At 39.9% G+C, this 17,563-nt stretch carries 19 protein-coding genes; 8 read left to right on the forward strand and 11 right to left on the reverse strand.

Annotated features, from left to right (window positions below):
- Nucleotides 1-25 precede the first annotated feature (25 nt).
- Genes rfaE2 through panC form a run of 4 tightly spaced genes read right to left on the reverse strand, consistent with a single transcriptional unit; the run spans nucleotide 26 to nucleotide 2,764 of the window.
- Nucleotides 26-517 (reverse strand): D-glycero-beta-D-manno-heptose 1-phosphate adenylyltransferase, encoded by a 492-nt coding sequence (gene rfaE2, locus VK159_RS18405; RefSeq protein ID WP_324231635.1) that lies wholly within the window; start codon nucleotides 515-517, stop codon nucleotides 26-28.
- On the reverse strand, nucleotides 480-1,517 hold the full coding sequence (locus VK159_RS18410; RefSeq protein WP_324231636.1) for a lysylphosphatidylglycerol synthase transmembrane domain-containing protein: 1,038 nt from the start codon (nucleotides 1,515-1,517) through the stop codon (nucleotides 480-482). The genes rfaE2 and VK159_RS18410 overlap by 38 nt, the downstream gene beginning before the upstream one ends.
- Before the next feature lie 17 nt (nucleotides 1,518-1,534).
- A complete protein-coding gene (gene panD, locus VK159_RS18415) occupies nucleotides 1,535-1,879 on the reverse strand; it encodes an aspartate 1-decarboxylase (protein WP_182801104.1) in 345 nt (114 codons plus the stop codon).
- A gap of 36 nt (nucleotides 1,880-1,915) precedes the next feature.
- Nucleotides 1,916-2,764, reverse strand: a complete 849-nt coding sequence (panC, locus tag VK159_RS18420; RefSeq protein ID WP_324231637.1) for a pantoate--beta-alanine ligase — start codon at nucleotides 2,762-2,764, stop codon at nucleotides 1,916-1,918.
- 107 nt (nucleotides 2,765-2,871) lie between these two features.
- Here panC and VK159_RS18425 point away from each other — a divergent pair, with 107 nt between their 5' ends.
- From VK159_RS18425 to rlmB, 4 genes are all read left to right on the forward strand, one after another.
- Nucleotides 2,872-3,690 carry a glycogen/starch synthase gene (locus VK159_RS18425; RefSeq protein WP_324231638.1) on the forward strand — a complete coding sequence of 273 codons (819 nt, stop codon included), beginning with the start codon at nucleotides 2,872-2,874 and terminating at the stop codon, nucleotides 3,688-3,690.
- Nucleotides 3,691-3,705: 15 nt separating this feature from the next.
- Entirely contained in the window at nucleotides 3,706-5,190 is a 1,485-nt protein-coding gene (locus VK159_RS18430; protein ID WP_324231639.1) for a DUF4270 family protein, read from the forward strand.
- Between the two features lie 73 nt (nucleotides 5,191-5,263).
- Entirely contained in the window at nucleotides 5,264-6,520 is a 1,257-nt protein-coding gene (gene metK, locus VK159_RS18435; protein WP_324231640.1) for a methionine adenosyltransferase, read from the forward strand.
- Nucleotides 6,521-6,567: 47 nt separating this feature from the next.
- Entirely contained in the window at nucleotides 6,568-7,362 is a 795-nt protein-coding gene (rlmB, locus tag VK159_RS18440) for a 23S rRNA (guanosine(2251)-2'-O)-methyltransferase RlmB (RefSeq protein ID WP_324231641.1), read from the forward strand.
- 134 nt (nucleotides 7,363-7,496) lie between these two features.
- On the opposite strand, the gene VK159_RS18445 is transcribed toward rlmB, so the two are convergent.
- The 6 genes from VK159_RS18445 to VK159_RS18470 form a co-directional block, all read right to left on the reverse strand.
- Nucleotides 7,497-8,483 (reverse strand): NAD-dependent epimerase/dehydratase family protein, encoded by a 987-nt coding sequence (locus VK159_RS18445; RefSeq protein ID WP_324231642.1) that lies wholly within the window; start codon nucleotides 8,481-8,483, stop codon nucleotides 7,497-7,499.
- Nucleotides 8,484-8,516: 33 nt separating this feature from the next.
- The gene (locus VK159_RS18450) at nucleotides 8,517-8,939 is read right to left on the reverse strand and encodes a hypothetical protein (RefSeq protein WP_324231643.1); all 423 of its coding nucleotides are present in this window, start codon (nucleotides 8,937-8,939) and stop codon (nucleotides 8,517-8,519) included.
- A gap of 19 nt (nucleotides 8,940-8,958) precedes the next feature.
- The gene (locus VK159_RS18455) at nucleotides 8,959-11,268 is read right to left on the reverse strand and encodes a TonB-dependent receptor (protein ID WP_324231644.1); all 2,310 of its coding nucleotides are present in this window, start codon (nucleotides 11,266-11,268) and stop codon (nucleotides 8,959-8,961) included.
- 78 nt (nucleotides 11,269-11,346) lie between these two features.
- Nucleotides 11,347-11,565, reverse strand: a complete 219-nt coding sequence (locus VK159_RS18460) for a hypothetical protein (RefSeq protein ID WP_324231645.1) — start codon at nucleotides 11,563-11,565, stop codon at nucleotides 11,347-11,349.
- Nucleotides 11,566-11,594: 29 nt separating this feature from the next.
- A complete protein-coding gene (locus VK159_RS18465; RefSeq protein ID WP_324231646.1) occupies nucleotides 11,595-12,077 on the reverse strand; it encodes a hypothetical protein in 483 nt (160 codons plus the stop codon).
- A 156-nt stretch (nucleotides 12,078-12,233) separates the two neighbouring features.
- Nucleotides 12,234-12,890: a porin family protein gene (locus VK159_RS18470; protein WP_324231647.1), complete on the reverse strand. Its 657-nt coding sequence runs from the start codon at nucleotides 12,888-12,890 to the stop codon at nucleotides 12,234-12,236.
- Nucleotides 12,891-13,136: 246 nt separating this feature from the next.
- Between VK159_RS18470 and VK159_RS18475 the strand changes: the two genes are divergently transcribed.
- From VK159_RS18475 to VK159_RS18490, 4 genes are all read left to right on the forward strand, one after another.
- Complete coding sequence (locus VK159_RS18475; RefSeq protein WP_324231648.1) at nucleotides 13,137-14,129, forward strand: hypothetical protein; 993 nt, start codon at nucleotides 13,137-13,139, stop codon at nucleotides 14,127-14,129.
- A gap of 32 nt (nucleotides 14,130-14,161) precedes the next feature.
- Nucleotides 14,162-15,019, forward strand: a complete 858-nt coding sequence (locus tag VK159_RS18480; RefSeq protein WP_324231649.1) for a hydroxymethylglutaryl-CoA lyase — start codon at nucleotides 14,162-14,164, stop codon at nucleotides 15,017-15,019.
- Complete coding sequence (locus VK159_RS18485; RefSeq protein ID WP_324231650.1) at nucleotides 15,019-15,993, forward strand: GSCFA domain-containing protein; 975 nt, start codon at nucleotides 15,019-15,021, stop codon at nucleotides 15,991-15,993. The genes VK159_RS18480 and VK159_RS18485 overlap by 1 nt, the downstream gene beginning before the upstream one ends.
- A 114-nt stretch (nucleotides 15,994-16,107) precedes the next feature.
- Entirely contained in the window at nucleotides 16,108-16,602 is a 495-nt protein-coding gene (locus tag VK159_RS18490) for a hypothetical protein (RefSeq protein ID WP_324231651.1), read from the forward strand.
- Nucleotides 16,603-16,933: 331 nt separating this feature from the next.
- Here VK159_RS18490 and VK159_RS18495 read toward each other — a convergent pair whose 3' ends face one another.
- Nucleotides 16,934-17,533, reverse strand: coding sequence for an HD domain-containing protein (locus VK159_RS18495; RefSeq protein WP_324231652.1), 600 nt, complete (start codon nucleotides 17,531-17,533; stop codon nucleotides 16,934-16,936).
- Nucleotides 17,534-17,563 lie beyond the last annotated feature (30 nt).

Genomic DNA, 17,563 nt, shown 5'->3' on the forward strand with positions numbered 1-17,563 from the left:
TGTAACATTAAGTTTTTGCGAAAAATTACAGTCGTTCGATTTTCTGGAGTAAAGAAGTAGTTGATAACCCTTCTACCAAAGGAATAATTTCAACCGTACCGCCATTTGCCATTACTTCTTTTGCTCCCACAATGGTATCAACGGTATAATCGCCGCCTTTCACCAATACATCGGGCATAACTGAAGTGATCAATTCAAATGGTGTGTCTTCATCAAACAAAACAACGGCATCTACCATTACCAAAGAAGCCAGGAGTAATGCACGGTTCTGTTCGTTATTGACCGGACGATTGTCGCCTTTCAATCGTTTGGTAGAGGCATCACTGTTTAATCCCACAACCAATACATCGGCAAAAGATGCAGCCTGCTTTAATGAATGAATATGACCGGCATGCAGTATATCGAAACAGCCATTGGTAAACGCAATCTTTTTGCTGAATTTACGCCAGCGCATCAATTCCTGTTGAAGCTGATGGGCATTAAGTATTTTCTGTTGAATGTGCTTGGTTGCTTTCATTGCGTTTACGATTAAGAACGGGTAAAAGAATAAAGCAGATCAATCCGCCTAATAAGATCACAAGGGTTTGAGCGATCCACAAGATCCAGCCGAAAGTAAAGCCGGTAATTTGTGAAAGGCCGTATAACATCAATATTTCCTGTACAATAAACTGGTAAGCGCCAATGCCGCCTTGTGTAGCGATCATACCAATACTACCGAATGAAAGAATAGAAAAAGCTTCACGTGTACCTAAGTGCGATACTTCTTCCATTGCATAAAAACCAACACGGCTGCTCAGGAAGTATAGCGTCCAGATAAGAACTGTATGAACAAGAAATAAACGACGCTGTTTGATAAAGCGGACACTGTTTAAACCATGCCAGATTCCTTTGATCACATTTTTGATACGCTCGATGATGCGGATATGTGCAAAACGGCTAAGTATCCAATAAGAGACCAGGATAAAAGAGGCAGCAATACCAAGTACCATCCCCAGTCGAAGCCATGAAAATCCTTCGCCTTTTCCTTTGAAAATACTTTGCAGCATATCTAATGCATAACTGCCAACAGTATCGATCTGCAAAAGGATCGTGATCACAAATGCAGTAATCAAACAAACAAGATCAATGGCACGTTCAGCTACAATAGTACCAACGAGTTTATCGGGTGCTACTTTTTCGTAACGTGCAAGCAACGTACATTTCAATACTTCACCTAAACGGGGGAATGCAAGATTGGCCAGGTAGCCGATCATTACGGCATTAAATACATTAAAGGTGCCGGGCTTATAACCCAATGGCTCCATTAGTATTTTCCAACGCAGGGCACGCACGTAATGACTGAGCAGCAGCATCGCAAATACAGGAACAAAAAGCCAGTAATTTGCCTGCTTCAGCGAAACTTTTATTTGCGCCCAACCTTTATCATCAATACCTCGGGCCATCCACCACACAAGAAACAATCCAAGCCCAAGGAAAAATAAAAACTGTATAACAAGGATGATTCTTTTCTTGAGCATAATGTGTATTGGCCTGTCTAAAGTTTATTTGATTCTTTCGGAAACACAACCCAAGGACTAAAGCTTTTTGCTTTTTCGAAATCCATGGTGGCGTAAGATATGATAATTACCACATCTCCAACAGACCCCTGGCGGGCAGCAGGTCCGTTAAGACAACAAACACCGCTTCCACGTTTACCTTTTATGAGATAGGTTTCTAAGCGGTTACCATTGTTTACGTTCACCACCTGAATTTTTTCATACTCAATCATATTGGCGGCATCCATCAGGTCTTCATCTAATGTAAGACTGCCGACATAATGAAGATTAGCTTCCGTAATCGTAAGCCGATGAATTTTCGACTTTAATACTTCAATTTCCATAAGGCAAATTTATGAGGAAAGTTTTGAAAGCTTTTGTTAAGCAGTTAACTGCATGTTATCGATAAGGCGAACTTCACCAATATAAGCAGCAATTAATGCTACAGCAGGATCGTTGCCATTCCAGTTGTCTAGCAATGCAAGCGAATCAGCATGGGCAATTTCTGCGTAATCAACCCTGAATCCTTTTGCTGTAAGAAAAGCTGTTGCATTTTCTTTTATCTTTTGCAAAGCACCGGGTTGCAACTCCGTTTTCATTTGTATTAGTGTTTGAAAGATTGCTAGGGCTGTTTGCCTTTCTTCTTTTGTTAAACGCATATTACGGCTGCTCATGGCCAGCCCATCGGTTTCACGAAGGGTAGGAACAATATGAAGTTTGGCAGGTATGTGTTTTGTATTGATAAGATGATCTATGACCATGCATTGCTGGTAATCTTTCTGACCCATAAACAAATGATCCGCCTTGGCAATTTCTAGCAAACGATGCATTACCTGGCAAACTCCCTGAAAATGGCCTGGACGATATTTGCCTTCAAGCACTGTTTCTAAAAATCCCAGATCGTAATGCGGCTGATCATTTGTTCCGTTGGGGTAGATTTCTTTAACCGATGGTAGAAATAGTACATCAACACCGATCTTCAAAAGCAACTCAACATCTGTACTGATCGTAACCGGGTATTTTTCAAAATCCTTCGGATCGTTGAATTGGGTAGGGTTTACAAAAATGCTGCAAACGGTCAAGTCAGTAGCTTTTTTGCTTTCTTCCATCAATGACAAATGGCCCTGATGTAAGGCGCCCATTGTGGGAACAAACCCCGTTATCAAGCCTTTCTGCCTTTGCGGGCCGAGGTATTTCTGTAATTGCTGAACGGTATGAAAAATGAGCATGAATGTTGTTTTTTAAGGGCAAAACTTGCCAAATACAAGGCTTTTGCCTAAAATCCACTACCTTTGCACACCTTATTAAACAGGTAACGATTCTTTAACAATCAGTAATGGTAGCAGCAAAGAAAAGAATTTTATTTATTGCCAGTGAAATGTCGCCGTATCTTGAAGAAACAGATTTTTCTTCAATTGTCAATCAGCTGGCGATCAAAGCAAATGATAGTGGTTTCGAAATTCGTTGTATTATGCCCCGTTTCGGTGTCATCAATGAACGTCGTCACCGTTTACACGAAGTAGTAAGGCTCAGCGGTATCAATGTGTCGGTTGATAATGATGATTATCCACTCCAGATCAAAGTTGCTTCTTTACCCAATGCACGTTTGCAGGTTTATTTCCTCGAGAATGAAGATTTTTTCAAACGCAAGTTCATTTATCATGATGAAAATGAAAAATGGTTTGATGATAATGATCTCCGTACCATCTTCTTTTGTAAAGGAGCTCTGGAAACTGTAAAGAAATTCGGATGGCCTCCTGACATTATTCATTGCAGTGGCTGGATGACTGGTTTGATTCCTATGTATCTGCAAACAGCGTACAAGAAAGAACCGGTTTTTGGAAACAGCAAACTTATTTACACTGTAGGTCAAAATACATTCAAGGAAAAACTTGGTGCTAAGTTTTTAAAGCTTGCAAATATTCATGCAAGTATTAAAGACAAAGATCTTGAACCTTACAAGGATGCGAATAACACAGCCATGTTCCGTGGTGGTGCAACGTATGCCGATGCAATTACATTTGGTGCTGAAAAGGTTGACAAGAAATTGTTGGAAGAGTTCAACAAAGTGCGTGGAAAGAAAGTGTTGCCTTTTAAACCAGACGGTGATTTAACAGACTATTTACAACTATATACCGACCTTTCGGCGAAATAATATTGTCATCATTCTATGAGTTTTCTCACACCGGAAATGCGCAGTAAAAGTTCCTTTTTCTTTGTTCCTTTATTTATTGTGATCCTTATCAGCAGTTGTACAAAGTTAGAGCGTACAACTTTAGGAGGTGATCTGTTGCCCGGCACTGATCGTTTGATAACCGATACAATTATACTTCCGGTTACAACAACCAACTATCTTGAGATTGATTCAACATACATAGGTAAAGCCGATCAACATTTATTAGGCTATATTAATGACCCTATGTTTGGTACCACAACTGCTTCTATGTATCTGCAGTTGCTGCCTAGTCTTTATCCGTTCTCGTATGCTGTATCAAAAGACAGTCTTTTTCTGGATTCATGTGTGCTATCCTTATCTTTCACAGGTGCATATGGAGATACCTCAGCTGTTTCAAAAGTGAATGTTTACAAGATCAGCGACCCAACGTTTAAAGCAAACAGATTATACCGTTTAACAGACGCTCCAAATTTTTCCACGGGAGATTTTCTTGGATCGGCTTCTGTTACAGTAGGTGATATGAGGAGACCTTACCGTGCAGCTTACAAAGAGGACAGCGTATTCAATCAATTACGTATTCGTTTGAGTGATGCGTTTGGTCGTTTGTTATTAGATCAGAACAATGTAAATGGTGCTTTTCAGAACGATACAACTTTTAAGAATTTTCTTAATGGTTTTGCTGTTATTGCCGATTCTGTTACCAGCGGAAATGTGATCAATTATTTTCAGCTTACCGGGCAAACAACCAGGCTTAACCTTTATTACAGACAAAAGAACAGGGAAGGAAAAGATGATACAACTGTAGCTCGTTTCACTTTCGTAAATGATACCATCCGTAGTGCTAATGCAAACAAAGTACATCGCAATTATGCAGGTAGCACCGCTCAGCCTGTATTAACTGCCGGTGTGCCATCGAGTCTTGTGTATGTTCAAACCGCACCGGGTACTGCAGTTCGTGTTTCAATTCCGGGCCTTGATACTTTAACAAGAGGTTCTTATATCATTCATCGTGCAGAGCTGGTTGCCCAGCAGGTTTATCAAGGTCCATTGACTCTTGAAAATATGTTTATGCCGCCTTTCCTGCATATGTCCAGTTTTTCAGCTTCAGGAGCTGTAGAGCCAATTCCTTTCGATGAGCAATATTATATGACACCGGCTTCTACCTTAAATCAGCAACTGGATACGATGTACACCTTCGATTATGAATATACCGGTGGGGGAACCAATTTTATAAGGGACGCATCGAACAATCTTATTTCTGAATATCGTTTGAATATGACGAGCTATATTCAAAACCTTGTAAACAATAAAACAACCCGAAGGGACTTTAAACTTTCGGCTCCATACATCGTTCATTTTACTGCAAAAGAAGCCAGTTCCACATACCTTAACCCGTTAGCTTACGGTCGTGTGCAACTTGGCGGGGGCTCACACCCAACGCAAAAAATGTATGTGCGTATCTATTACTCAAAGCCGTAAGTTTTGAATTGTTTCACAGCTTATCTTTGCGCCTTTCCGAACTAAAAATAACGGAACATCTAAACTCATTATTATGCCTTACTTATTTACATCTGAATCAGTTTCTGAAGGTCATCCTGATAAAGTAGCTGACCAAATCAGTGATGCACTCATTGATAATTTTCTTGCATTTGATCCACAATCAAAAGTGGCCTGCGAAACATTGGTTACTACCGGCCAGGTTGTTTTGGCTGGTGAAGTACGTTCAAAAGCTTACCTCGATGTTCAGGAAATTGCCCGTGGTGTAATTAAGAAGATCGGCTATACCAAGAGTGAATATATGTTCGAAGCAAACTCATGTGGTGTGTTAAGCGCCATTCATGAGCAAAGTGCTGATATTAACCAAGGTGTTGACCGCAAAAAGAAAGAAGAACAGGGTGCCGGCGACCAAGGTATGATGTTTGGTTATGCAACCAACGAAACAGAACACTACATGCCTTTGGCATTGGATCTTGCACACAACCTGTTGATCGAATTGGCAGCTATCCGTCGTGAGAAGAATTCAAAAATGCCTTACTTGCGTCCCGATGCAAAGAGCCAGGTAACATTGGAATATGATGATAACAACCAGCCGGTTCGCATTGATGCGATCGTTATCTCTACACAGCATGATGATTTTGATGCTGAAGCAAAAATGCTTGCTAAGATCAAAGCTGATGTGATCAATATCCTGATCCCACGTATCAAATCAAAGTATAAGAAATACGCTAAGTTGTTTAACAACGATATTAAATATCATATCAACCCAACAGGTAAGTTCGTAATTGGCGGACCTCACGGTGATACTGGCTTAACCGGTCGTAAGATCATTGTTGATACTTATGGCGGTAAAGGTGCTCATGGTGGTGGTGCATTCAGCGGTAAAGATCCTTCTAAAGTAGATCGTTCTGCTGCTTATGCTACACGTCATATTGCAAAGAATTTAGTTGCTGCGGGTTTATGTAGTGAAGTACTGGTACAGGTTTCTTATGCAATTGGTGTTGCAAAACCTACTTCCATTAACGTAAATACTTACGGTACTGCAAAGGTTGACTTGAGTGATGGTGCTATTGCAAAGATCGTTGAAGGTATCTTTGATATGCGTCCTTACTTTATCGAACAACGTTTAAAATTACGTAACCCTATCTACAGCGAAACTGCAGCTTATGGTCACATGGGGCGTGTTCCTGAAGTGGTTGAAAAAACATTCAAGAGCCCCGATGGTAAAGTGAAAAAAGTAAAAGTGGAACTGTTTACCTGGGAAAAATTAGATTACGTATCGAAAGTGAAAAAAGCTTTCGGTTTAAAATAACCCAAACAAAACCATCAATGTGGTTCAACCCATAAACCGAAAGGTTTGTGGGTTTCTTTTTTATGTTTCTTTGCAACGTGAAACAGTTCCGTCAAAAACAGCAACGTCCCAAGAAATCGTCATTAGTGATCGGTCGTATTCCTGTGCTTGAAGCATTACAGGAAGGCAAGCAACTCGATCGTATTTACATGCAGAATACGTTGCACGGCGATGTTGCAGAAGAAATTCAAAAGCTCGCTTTTAAACAACAGGTTCCGGTAAACAAAGTGCCGGTTGAAAAACTAAACAGTTTTAATGTAAGCGATCACCAGGGATGCATTGCTCAACTTTCAAAGATCCGCTATCAGGATCTGCAACAGGTAATTGATTGGGTAGTAGCAAAAGGCGAAGTACCGATGTTTGTGATTCTTGATGGTGTTACTGATATCCGGAATATCGGCGGTATTGCACGCACTGCATTATGTTGTGGTGCTCAAGCTATCATCATACCTGACAAAGGAGTAGGGGCATTGAATGAAGATGCAATTCTTACAAGTGCGGGTGCTTTAGAATTGATTTCTGTTTGCAGAGTGAACAGTTTAATGAAAGCCGTTGACGATCTTCATCTCAATGGCATGCGTGTATTTGCAAGTGAAATGACGGCGAAAAAAAGTATTTATGACTGCGATTTTAAAGAACCCTGTGCCATTGTAATGGGAGGGGAAGAGAAAGGTGTTTTTCCCGGTTTGATGAAGATATGTGATGAAACTTTCAAAATCCCCATGAAAGGAGATTTTGAAAGTTTGAATGTTGGTGTAGCAACGGCCATGATATTATACGAAGCAATGAAGCAACGGGGTTAATCATTTGCCCATAGAATATGTGCTGCTGATTACTCTCTTCATTTAACCATTAACAACCATTCCACAGGAAAGCGATAGCTTTTCAATTGGTTTTTTTAAAACCATTTAAATAAGCATGCTCAAATTTCTGGATATTAAATTAAATGTTGATTTGCATTAAGCCAATCGTAACATTCTTTTATGGCTGTTTCAATAGGAGTTTGCGGCATCTCCAATTCATCAACAGCATCGTTACAGTTGAAATATATTTTATCGCAGGCAACTTTTGCTGCCGGATAGCTCATGAAAGGTTTGCTTCCGAGCAACCCTCCCTTAAGGCTGCCTACAATGCCGGCAAATTTTGTAATACTGTCCGATAATAAGTATGGTGGCGCAGGTACACCAAGTACGTTTGTAACTTTTTCAAAAAACTCTTTGTAAGTCAGATTTTCGTTACCTGTTATGTAATACTTTCCAATTTGCCCTTTCTCTATGCTGTTGGCAATCGCTGTTGCAACATCCCGTACATCCACAAAATTTCTGCCACCCCTTGTGTAGAATTTTAATTTCTGTCTGGCCAACGCAAGAATCAACTTGCCCGATGTTGGTAACGAATCATATGGGCCAATCATAAAAGTGGGGAGTATTGCCAATGCAGGCACAGCATCTTGCCTGGCAGCATTTAGTACAAGTTGCAATGCGATATATTTTGAATCGACATAATCCAATCTATATTTCGCACCGGCAAAGGGAAGTATTGTTTGTGAAGGCTGTTTGCTGTAAGGTGTATTACTGGCGATGCCCGAGCCAATATAGATCAGACGCCTGAGGTTAAATTTTTTTACAGCATTGATAATATTTCTCGTGCCTTCAATGTTAACTTCTCTGATTTTTTTTGAACGTGATGGCCAGTAATCGGTGATAGCAGCAGCATGCACCAGTATGTCATATTCCTGAACCGCCGCCTCAACTGACTCCATATCAAGAATGTCACCAAAGTGCTTTTTTACTGGCAAGTTCTGTAGAGTTGTCTTATAAGACCTCGTATGAACGAAGATTCCAACAGGATAGCCACGATCAACTAATAACCGAACAAGATTACTCCCAAGTAGTCCGGTAGCACCTGTAATCAGAATTTTCATGATCTGGATATTTTATTTAAAGATGAAAAAAAATCAGAAATCGATCGTAATTCCGGCCTGGTATAAATTCAGGCTCTTTTTATTATAAGGATTGAACATTACTTGCTCCTGTTTTAGTAAGAGTCGGGCTTTTTTCTTTTTAACAATGGAGTTTATAAAGAATGGAGTGCCGCATGCAATTGTTATAAGCATACCTATTGCATTATCTCCTGCTGCGGCAACACCATCTAATGGTGAGCCGGAATCTGTGTAATTTTTATTCGAAACAATCATTGTAACTACCGTCCCTGCACCTAACAAAACCCAACCAATCGCTCTGCTTTGTTTTGCCTTTTTCATCCAGTAATCAGAATTTTGGGCAATTCCTGTATTAGGCACATTGCTTGAATCGATCTGAGCTGTAAGTGATTGTATCAACATTAGCAAAACTACTGTTGATGTTAATTTATATTTCATCGCTTCTGTTTTAAAAAGTTTAGAAATCTATCTGGTAACTCAACACTGGAACAATGCCCGATTGCTGTTTAAATGTCCATTGATTGGTTGTTGGATCATATCTTCTTCCCAACGGGTCAATGTTTTTTTGCGCAAACAGGTTTTGAATATCAAGTGCTAATTGCCAGCTGATCTTCTTCTTATCTTTTCGAAGTGAGATACGCCCATCGGTGCGGAAATAGGCATCAGTGTATTCAGAATAAGGTCTTGTTTCATCCAGCACAGGTTGCCTTGTACTTCCGTTTTGTACAGCAGCGAGAGGGGAGAGCGGAACGCCGCCATTATATAATACTTTCCAACCGGCCTGTAACACTTTGTTCTTTTTCAATTTCCATTCTTTTGCACCAACCCAAGATGCACTTGTGCGTGAGTTAAATCGTGTGTTATATGATTTCCCATCCAACGGTATAAACTTTGAATCAAACACAGAGACTGATGCGATCATGAATAAACCTTTAGAGAAGAATTTTTCCAATGAAAGATCAACACCTGTGTTTGTTCCCTTTCCTTTACTTACCAATGGTTCGTTGGCGTATCCTTCCATCTCGTTCAATATCCAGTATGTTCTGTTGATGTTGTCTGCAACCGGTATCTGAAACAACTGCTGGTGGTAAGCCTCTATATGAAAGCGCCACTTTTTTCCAAGCATTTGATCAAATGCAAGGATGTAATGACGCGATCGCATCATCTTCAGATCCTTGTTTGGAAAAGAAGAACCTGATTGATAGAAATATGATCCTAATGGAAGAAGTTTGCTGTGTAATCCATACGCAGCAGTAAGATTAGTTTTTGCAGAGAAACGATATTGTATTGACAACCGTGGATCAACAACAAACTGTTTATTCAGCCCAAAGTACATGGTATGTACACCCGGGTTTATCAGGATCCGGTTGTTTGGTTTTAGTCCGAATTGAAGATAGGGTTGTAATAACCAGCTGTTACCTTCACCCATGATCACGTTCGGTTTAAACGAGTTGTTTGAATAATTCCATTTGCCTTTATTAAACTTGTAATCCAGTAAACTTGCATACATACCTGCTTTAAAATTAATAACCGTATTTACTTTGTGGTTAAATGAAACAGTTGCTGAAACACGGTTATTGTTATACAGCTCGTCATTCACTTTTGTCGCTACCTGTTGTTTGGTAAGTGTATCATCAACCCACTTGATCTGTTGCCCCATCACTGCAATCGATGTTTTGATAAATGATTTTGTGTTGAGTTTAATGGTTTGTCCGAAACCAAATGCGCCCATTAACGTACTGTTTTCGTAAACAGCATAATCATCATACTGTTTCCATTGCGCTGTGTCTTCTACAGCGAGAAAAGTTTCTTTACTATATCCACCCATACCCCAGATATTTGTTTGCACTGTGTTCTTCTTATTATTGAAAGCAAGATTGAAGGAAACATCCTGGAATTTATTTCGCTCACGCTCATCAACAAGGTTTAATCCGAATGCATTCAGGATATCAAGAAATGAATAACGATAGTTGACCAGGTAAGAACTTCTGCCTTTTTGAATTGGACCTTCGGTTGAAAATTCAAGACCGATCATTCCTGCTTTGAATGTATGTTCTGCTTTTTGCTGATTGCCTTTGCGAAAGTGCACATCAAAAGCACCACTAAGCACGTCACCATATTCAGCAGCAAGTGCGCCTGTATAGAAATCTGAATGATCTAAAACACTTAAGCTAAAGATTGTGATACCACCGCCACTGCTTCCTCTCCTGGCAAAGTGGTTGGGGTTTGGAATATCCAATCCTTCGAGTCGCCAGTTCATGCCAACAGGATTGTTACCACGAATGATGATGTCATTCCTGCTGTCTCTGCTTGGTTGCACACCAGGGAAGCCCATGGCCATACGACCGGGATCGTTGGCACTTGCAGCAAAGCGTTGTGTTTCTTCCGCAGAAAAAGAACGGCCACTCACCAGTGCATATTTATTGACAGGTAATTTTGGGTTTCGGGTGCCCGTAATCGTTATCTGTCCCAGGTTTTTCTTTTCTTCAATCAATGTGATCTGCAAGTCAGTTTCTTTTGCAGAGTTGAGAATAAAATAATCAGACAGATAGATCTGGAAGCCAACAAAACTTACTTGTACACGTTGGCGGCCAACCGGAATATTGGTTAAGCTGAAATTGCCTGATGAATCAGTGAAAGTTGAGAATTGACTGTCCGCAATACTTACTGTTGCGCCTTTAACCGGCGATTGGCTTTCAGCATCAACCATACGGCCACGTATGGTTTGTGTTGGAGTAGTAACCTGGGCTTTTACTTCTGATTTCATCCATACGGTTATTATAATAAGTAAATGTGAGAATCGCATAATAAACTGCTTTAGTTGGTGATAGTAGTAGTGCTTTGGTCAGCAAAAGAATTCGAAGAGTACAGGTGCAGAGATTTTGATCTGGTCCGTTCGTTTCGAAAGTTTCATGAAGAGAACAAGAATCCAGTTCCGGAAGCGATCGCTTAAACTTTGCTTTGAAGAGAGCGGGTGAGTTGGAACTTCCCCGGTTTCTTTGCGTTGTTCTTCTTCAAGTATGTATTTGTAATCGCCTTTGTTTGGGTTTAAGTTGTGTTCCATTTGTGGATTTTTAATGGTGAGCGATGCTGTTATTTGAATTTATAGCCAACAGAAATGCCACCATAAAAAGGCCAGAAAACCGCATTCTTAAAAGCAAAAAACGGGTTTACACTTACACGAAATGTAACACCGGGCTCTTTTGGTTGATACCGATAGCCAAATGTAAAAGAGCCCCAGGTATCTGCTAAATTATTGTTGGTATCAGCTTCTTCTCCATCGCTTGTTGCACTTACATAGGTTACGTTAAGTCCAAGTTCAAGGAAGTTTTTTGAATCTGGCTTTCCAACGAGGTAGTTAATACCAACCGGAATAAAAAGAAGTCCATCTCCATCAATTGCGAATCCACCAATACCCACTCGGCCGCCAATCCCGTTTTCTTTTTTAGCGAATCTTGTATCAAAGTTTATTCCTGCAACACTGGGCCCTCCTAATTCAGCATATAGCTGTGGTGTCTGGGCATTTGTATCGCTTGTTATAAGTAGTAGAATAATACCTGCTATAATCTTTTTCATTTTCTTATTTTTTGATTGTTAGTGCGAAGATGAATTGTAGTGTTTCCCTTAAAGAAGCCGGGAGATAGCAATTCACCCGGCTTCTTTCCTGTTCGTTCTTTGGGGTTTTGGTTGAATACTTTTAATGAGTGTAAAGTTTACTCACAATATTTTTATTTATTTACGATTGAAAAAATATCCAAGCCTTAAACCAACGTAGTTTGTCTTCACTTTCCCATAATCTTCATCTTCTCCGGGCATAAGGTTACGTAACCCAATATTATAATTAGCAGCCATGAAGAAGCCTCCTTTAAATTCATAACCGATCATGCCATTTAAACCGAAGTCCAGTGCCCGATAATCATCGTCCATTTCATCATTTCCAAACTCCAGATTTCCTTTATCAGTTTCTCCGCCATACTCCTCGGTATATTTTCCTCCTAAAGCAAACGAAACTGTTGGGCCTGCGCCGACAAAAAAATTGCCTGAGCCGATATTAGAATTGAAAAGAATATTTAGAGGAACTTCAATTGAGTTAATACGCTCACTGTATTTGTCGTTTGATCCGCCTTCATCACTTTTAATTTTCATTCCTTTCTGAACAAAATTTACTCCCGGTTGGAGTGATAAGTGCTTGCTTAATTGTAAGTCGGCCACAAAACCACCCTGGATACCAAATATTGATTTAGGTGAATATGAATATTCATCCTCTTCATATTTCATATTAGCAATAGATGTACCGGCATGAATCCCAAACTTTACCTTAGGACTTTGCGCCACACTGGTTATTGTAATAAACAAAACTGTTAAGGCGACGAGTGCTGTCTTTTTCATTTTTTTAAGTTTTAATTGTTAGTGATAGTTTGTCAATTGACATATCAAACCTACTTCCGCCGATATGCCTTTCCTAATTGCTTTGCACATGTGCATTTTTCAATTTGGCGGTTAATACCACAAACCGTCCAGTTGTACCTTCAACACGGTATTGCGATTTGCGAAAAATCTAACTACCTTAACAGTAATTATTAATTTCTGCAAATCACCAGGTACTCATTTGCAGAAAACCCAAAAACCAGCATTATGGATACGAACCACCCCCAGGTACTGTTATTCCAGTACATTAAGACTTCGTTGCCTTCCCATATTTCATTGGTTGATCAGGTTGCTGATTTACTCAATATCAGTAACGACAGTGCTTACCGACGTATTCGGGGTGAGAAAGAAGTTTCGCTTTCTGAACTCAAAACACTCAGTCATCATTTTAAAATATCTATTGACCAGGTTTTGCAATTACAAAATGAGCTGGTTGTTTTTCGGGCCCCGGAGATAAATGATGAACGTATTTCATTTGATCAATACCTGAAAGCAATGTTGGAGTACATGAAGTATTTTAATTCATTTGCAAACAAGCGGATGTTGTATTTCTGTAAAGACATTACGTTTTATCATTTTTATTTATATCCTGAAATTGCGGCCTTTAAAACTTTTTTCTGGAGTAAGACCATCAAGGATATGCCTGAGTACAAAGGCAAATTATTTTCGCTTGAAGAGTTTCCTTTACTGGATTGCTATCATCTTGGTCAGGAAATTATCCGTGAGTATAACAAAATCCCTTCTCTGGAATTATGGAATGCAGAAAGTATCAACAGTACATTAAGTCAGTTAAAGTATTATAAGGAAGGTGGATATTTTAAACATCCAGAGGATTTGAATATCGTTATTGATTCTTTCCAGAAATGTCTTGATCATATTGAGCTGGAAGTAGAGAAGGGAATCAAGTTTATGCCAGGAGATTCAGAAATTGTTTACAGGGCGCCACTTCAGTTTTATGTAAACGAAGTGATCATTGGCAGTAACACCATTCTGCTTGAATTAAACGAGGAGAAGCTTTCTTTTGTAACCTACAATGTGTTGAGTTATCTCATTACAAAGGATGCCCGCTTTAATGAAAAGGCATTCGCCAACTTCTTTACGCTGGTCAGTCGCTCATCGCAAATCAGTGCAACCGGTGAGAAAGACCGTAACCGGTTCTTTAATGCCATGCGGGAAAAGGTAAATGCTTTAAAAGTTTAATACCATTCTCTTCGCTTAATTTTGTGCCGGTTATGGCGCAACAATCCATTAAACTTATTGAATGTCCACGTGATGCCATGCAGGGTTGGAAGACCTTTATTCCTACCGGGCAAAAGATCAGGTATCTCAATGCATTATTGGAAGTTGGTTTCGATACCATCGACTTTGGCAGTTTTGTTTCACCAAAAGCCATTCCACAAATGGCCGACACCAGCCTGGTAATACCTAAACTTAAATTAGCAGATTCAACCTCGAAGCTATTGGCAATCATAGCAAATGAAAGGGGAGCGGAAGATGCAGTTTTGTTTGATGAGATCAGTTACCTGGGCTTTCCTTTTTCTGTTTCTGAAACATTTCAACAGCGGAATACCAATAGCTCAATCAATGAATCATTCAAAAGGGTAGAGGCTATTCAGGAGCTTTGTATCAAGAACAAAAAGCAATTGGTGGTCTACCTTTCAATGGGTTTTGGTAATCCGTATGGCGACCCCTGGACGGAAGATATCGTTTTCAGCTATGCGGAACAGTTAGTTGAATTAGGTATTGAAACCATTTCACTGGCTGATACTGTTGGCTTAGCCACAGCAGAACAAGTAAAACGGATGACCGGTTACCTTGTAAAACAATTACCCGGAACTGAAATTGGTGTGCATCTTCATTCAACAAGTAATAATTGGCGTGAGAAACTGGCAGCTGCTTACGAAGCCGGTTGCATGCGTTTTGATGGAGCATTAAAAGGAATTGGCGGTTGCCCCATGGCCGATGACGAGTTAGTGGGTAATATGGATACAGAAAAAATGATTGGATATTTTGAAGAAACAAACAGTCTGCAACTGAACAAACAGGCCTTACAAAAAAGCCTGCTGATTGCTGGCGAAATATTTAACTAATGAACCTGATTGCGAATATTGATATAAAACCATTACCGGCACCCATCACCCATCAACACTCGGTTTTACTGATTGGAAGTTGCTTTACCGAGCATATCGGAAATAATCTGAGTGATTTGAAATTTAACGTGTTACAAAATCCAAATGGTATTCTGTTTGAGCCAATAAGTGTCTGCCGTAGTCTTGTTTCTTATATACAGGATAAGCAATATTCCGGCGACGATCTGTTTTATTATAATGAGCTTTGGCAAAGCTGGAGCCATCATGGTCAATTCTCAGAACCTGATCAGAAACAGGCTTTGGAGAGAATAAACCAATCTCAACACACCGCTCATGAATTCCTCAAAAAAGCTGACTGGCTTATTGTTACCCTGGGATCTTCGTTTGTTTACAAACTGGTTGATAATGGCCGTTTTGTGGCCAACTGTCACAAAGCACCCGGGCAGTGGTTTGAGAAATATCTTATTCCAATCGATGAACAGGTAGCCCAGCTGGATAATACCATCCACCAGTTATTTCACTTCAATCCTAAGCTGAAGATCATTTTCACCATCAGTCCGGTAAGACATTTAAGGGACGGCGTAGTTGAGAATAACCGCAGCAAAGCCCGTTTACTGGAAACGGTGCATCACCTGGTAAACAAGTTCGACCGGCTGTTTTATTTTCCGGCTTATGAACTGGTGATCGATGTGTTGCGTGATTACCGTTTTTACGATATTGATCTGGCGCATCCGAATTATGCCGCCACACAATTTGTGATGGAAAAGTTTTCTGAGTATGCGTTTACTGAACCCACAAAACAATTAATCAAAGAAATTCGCCAGCTTGTAACTGCAAGAAATCATAAAGCATTTCATCCCACATCACAACTTCATAAACAGTTCCTGCAGAAGCACTACGAACTCGCAAAACGACTACAGGAACAGCATCCGCATCTTGATTTAGCCACTGAGCTTGAATACTTTAGTAATTAATTATTCGTATAATTAATATTATGTTAAACAGCCCTTTTTCAACAACCATAACAGCCCACCCACTCGTGGGAACTAAGGCCATAATTACAAATATTTAATCGATAACACCACGCTATGGCAGAATTAACTGATGACAGATTAAAAGCAATTCTTTTGGAAATAAAGGAAATAGTGAAACTCAAAAATCAATGTGACATTAGAATACTTCTTGCAAAAAAAAGACAAGAAACAAAAGAGTTGTATGCAGATGTTGAGGATATGGACACTATTCTTGCCACTTTGTTACGGACTGATAAGTATAAACTAATGTCAGAGTCTGAGCTTAGGCCGTATACAATTATGAAAAAACATTGGACTGAAAAGGCATGGTTTAAAGACGTGCGTTCAGCTGCTATTTCATCAATAATGGGACTAGCAGTATCATTAACCCTATGGTTATTGACCCAACAAGAATTATCGCAAAAAGTGCAGAAATTAGACCAAAGGATCGATAGTTTAAATCAGCTACTTTCTCCCAAAAAGTCAGATACTTCCAAGTTGAAAGCTTCTTCCTTACCATTAGATACAACAGAAGCTCCTTTAAAGAAAACCGACACTACAAAGAAATAATACAGGAGGCCTTGCGGCCTATTTCCCCTGCTTCGTTATGGTTGTTGAAAGCTAACTCCGCAAGGTTCGTTATTGCAAAACTTACGAACCTTGCTACACAAGGGCTACCTGTGTAACATAATATTAAGTTCATCAGCTTTCGTTGCAATACCCGCAAATTCCAATGCATTGAGGGTTGGCAAAAATGAGCAAACACACATGGCAGCTCATTCATTTTTGCCACCCCTCAATGCAAAGTCATAAGCTGGCATAAAAAGCAAATGCAACACCCAAGTTGCAACGAAACCTTATAACTAACTTTTATGTTAAACAGGTATAAAGGCAGGCAATTTTAATCTGACATTTGTTGCTTCTGTATGATGAACGGAACCAGACTGTCAAGTTCAACACCTGCCCTGTTTAATGCATCCATGATCTCATCCCGGTTTACATTAGCAGCAAAGCTTTTCTCTTTCAGTCGCTTCTTAACGCCTTTCAATTCCATGCCTACATAACCTTCGGGTCTCATTAAACTGTATGCGTGAATCAATCCACTGAGTTCGTCAAACGCATACAGCATCTTGTCCATTTTTGTTTCCGGCTCAACTCCAAAATGATTGGGTCCGTGACTTGCAATTGCCCGGATAATCTCCGGATCGATATTCCTGGCTTCCAGTTCTTCAATGATCTTTTTGCAATGCTCACCGGGCCATAGATCCCAATCTGCATCGTGTAATAAACCAGCCATTTCCCATCGCCATTGATCAGCTTCGGATAACCCTTCTTTTTCCAGCGCCCAGCATTTCATCAAATGGCCAACCTGTTTCATGTGAAGTTGCAAACGCTCATTTTTAACCCAATCTGACAACAACATAAATACCTCTTCCCGATTTAAAACATTGTCCTTATTTTTCGGATCGCCAAAGCTTGTTCGGTTCAATTTCAATGACATAGCTTATTGTTTCTGTTTATTAAATGTAAT

The organism is Lacibacter sp. (assembly GCF_035299325.1).
Taxonomy (GTDB): domain Bacteria; phylum Bacteroidota; class Bacteroidia; order Chitinophagales; family Chitinophagaceae; genus Lacibacter.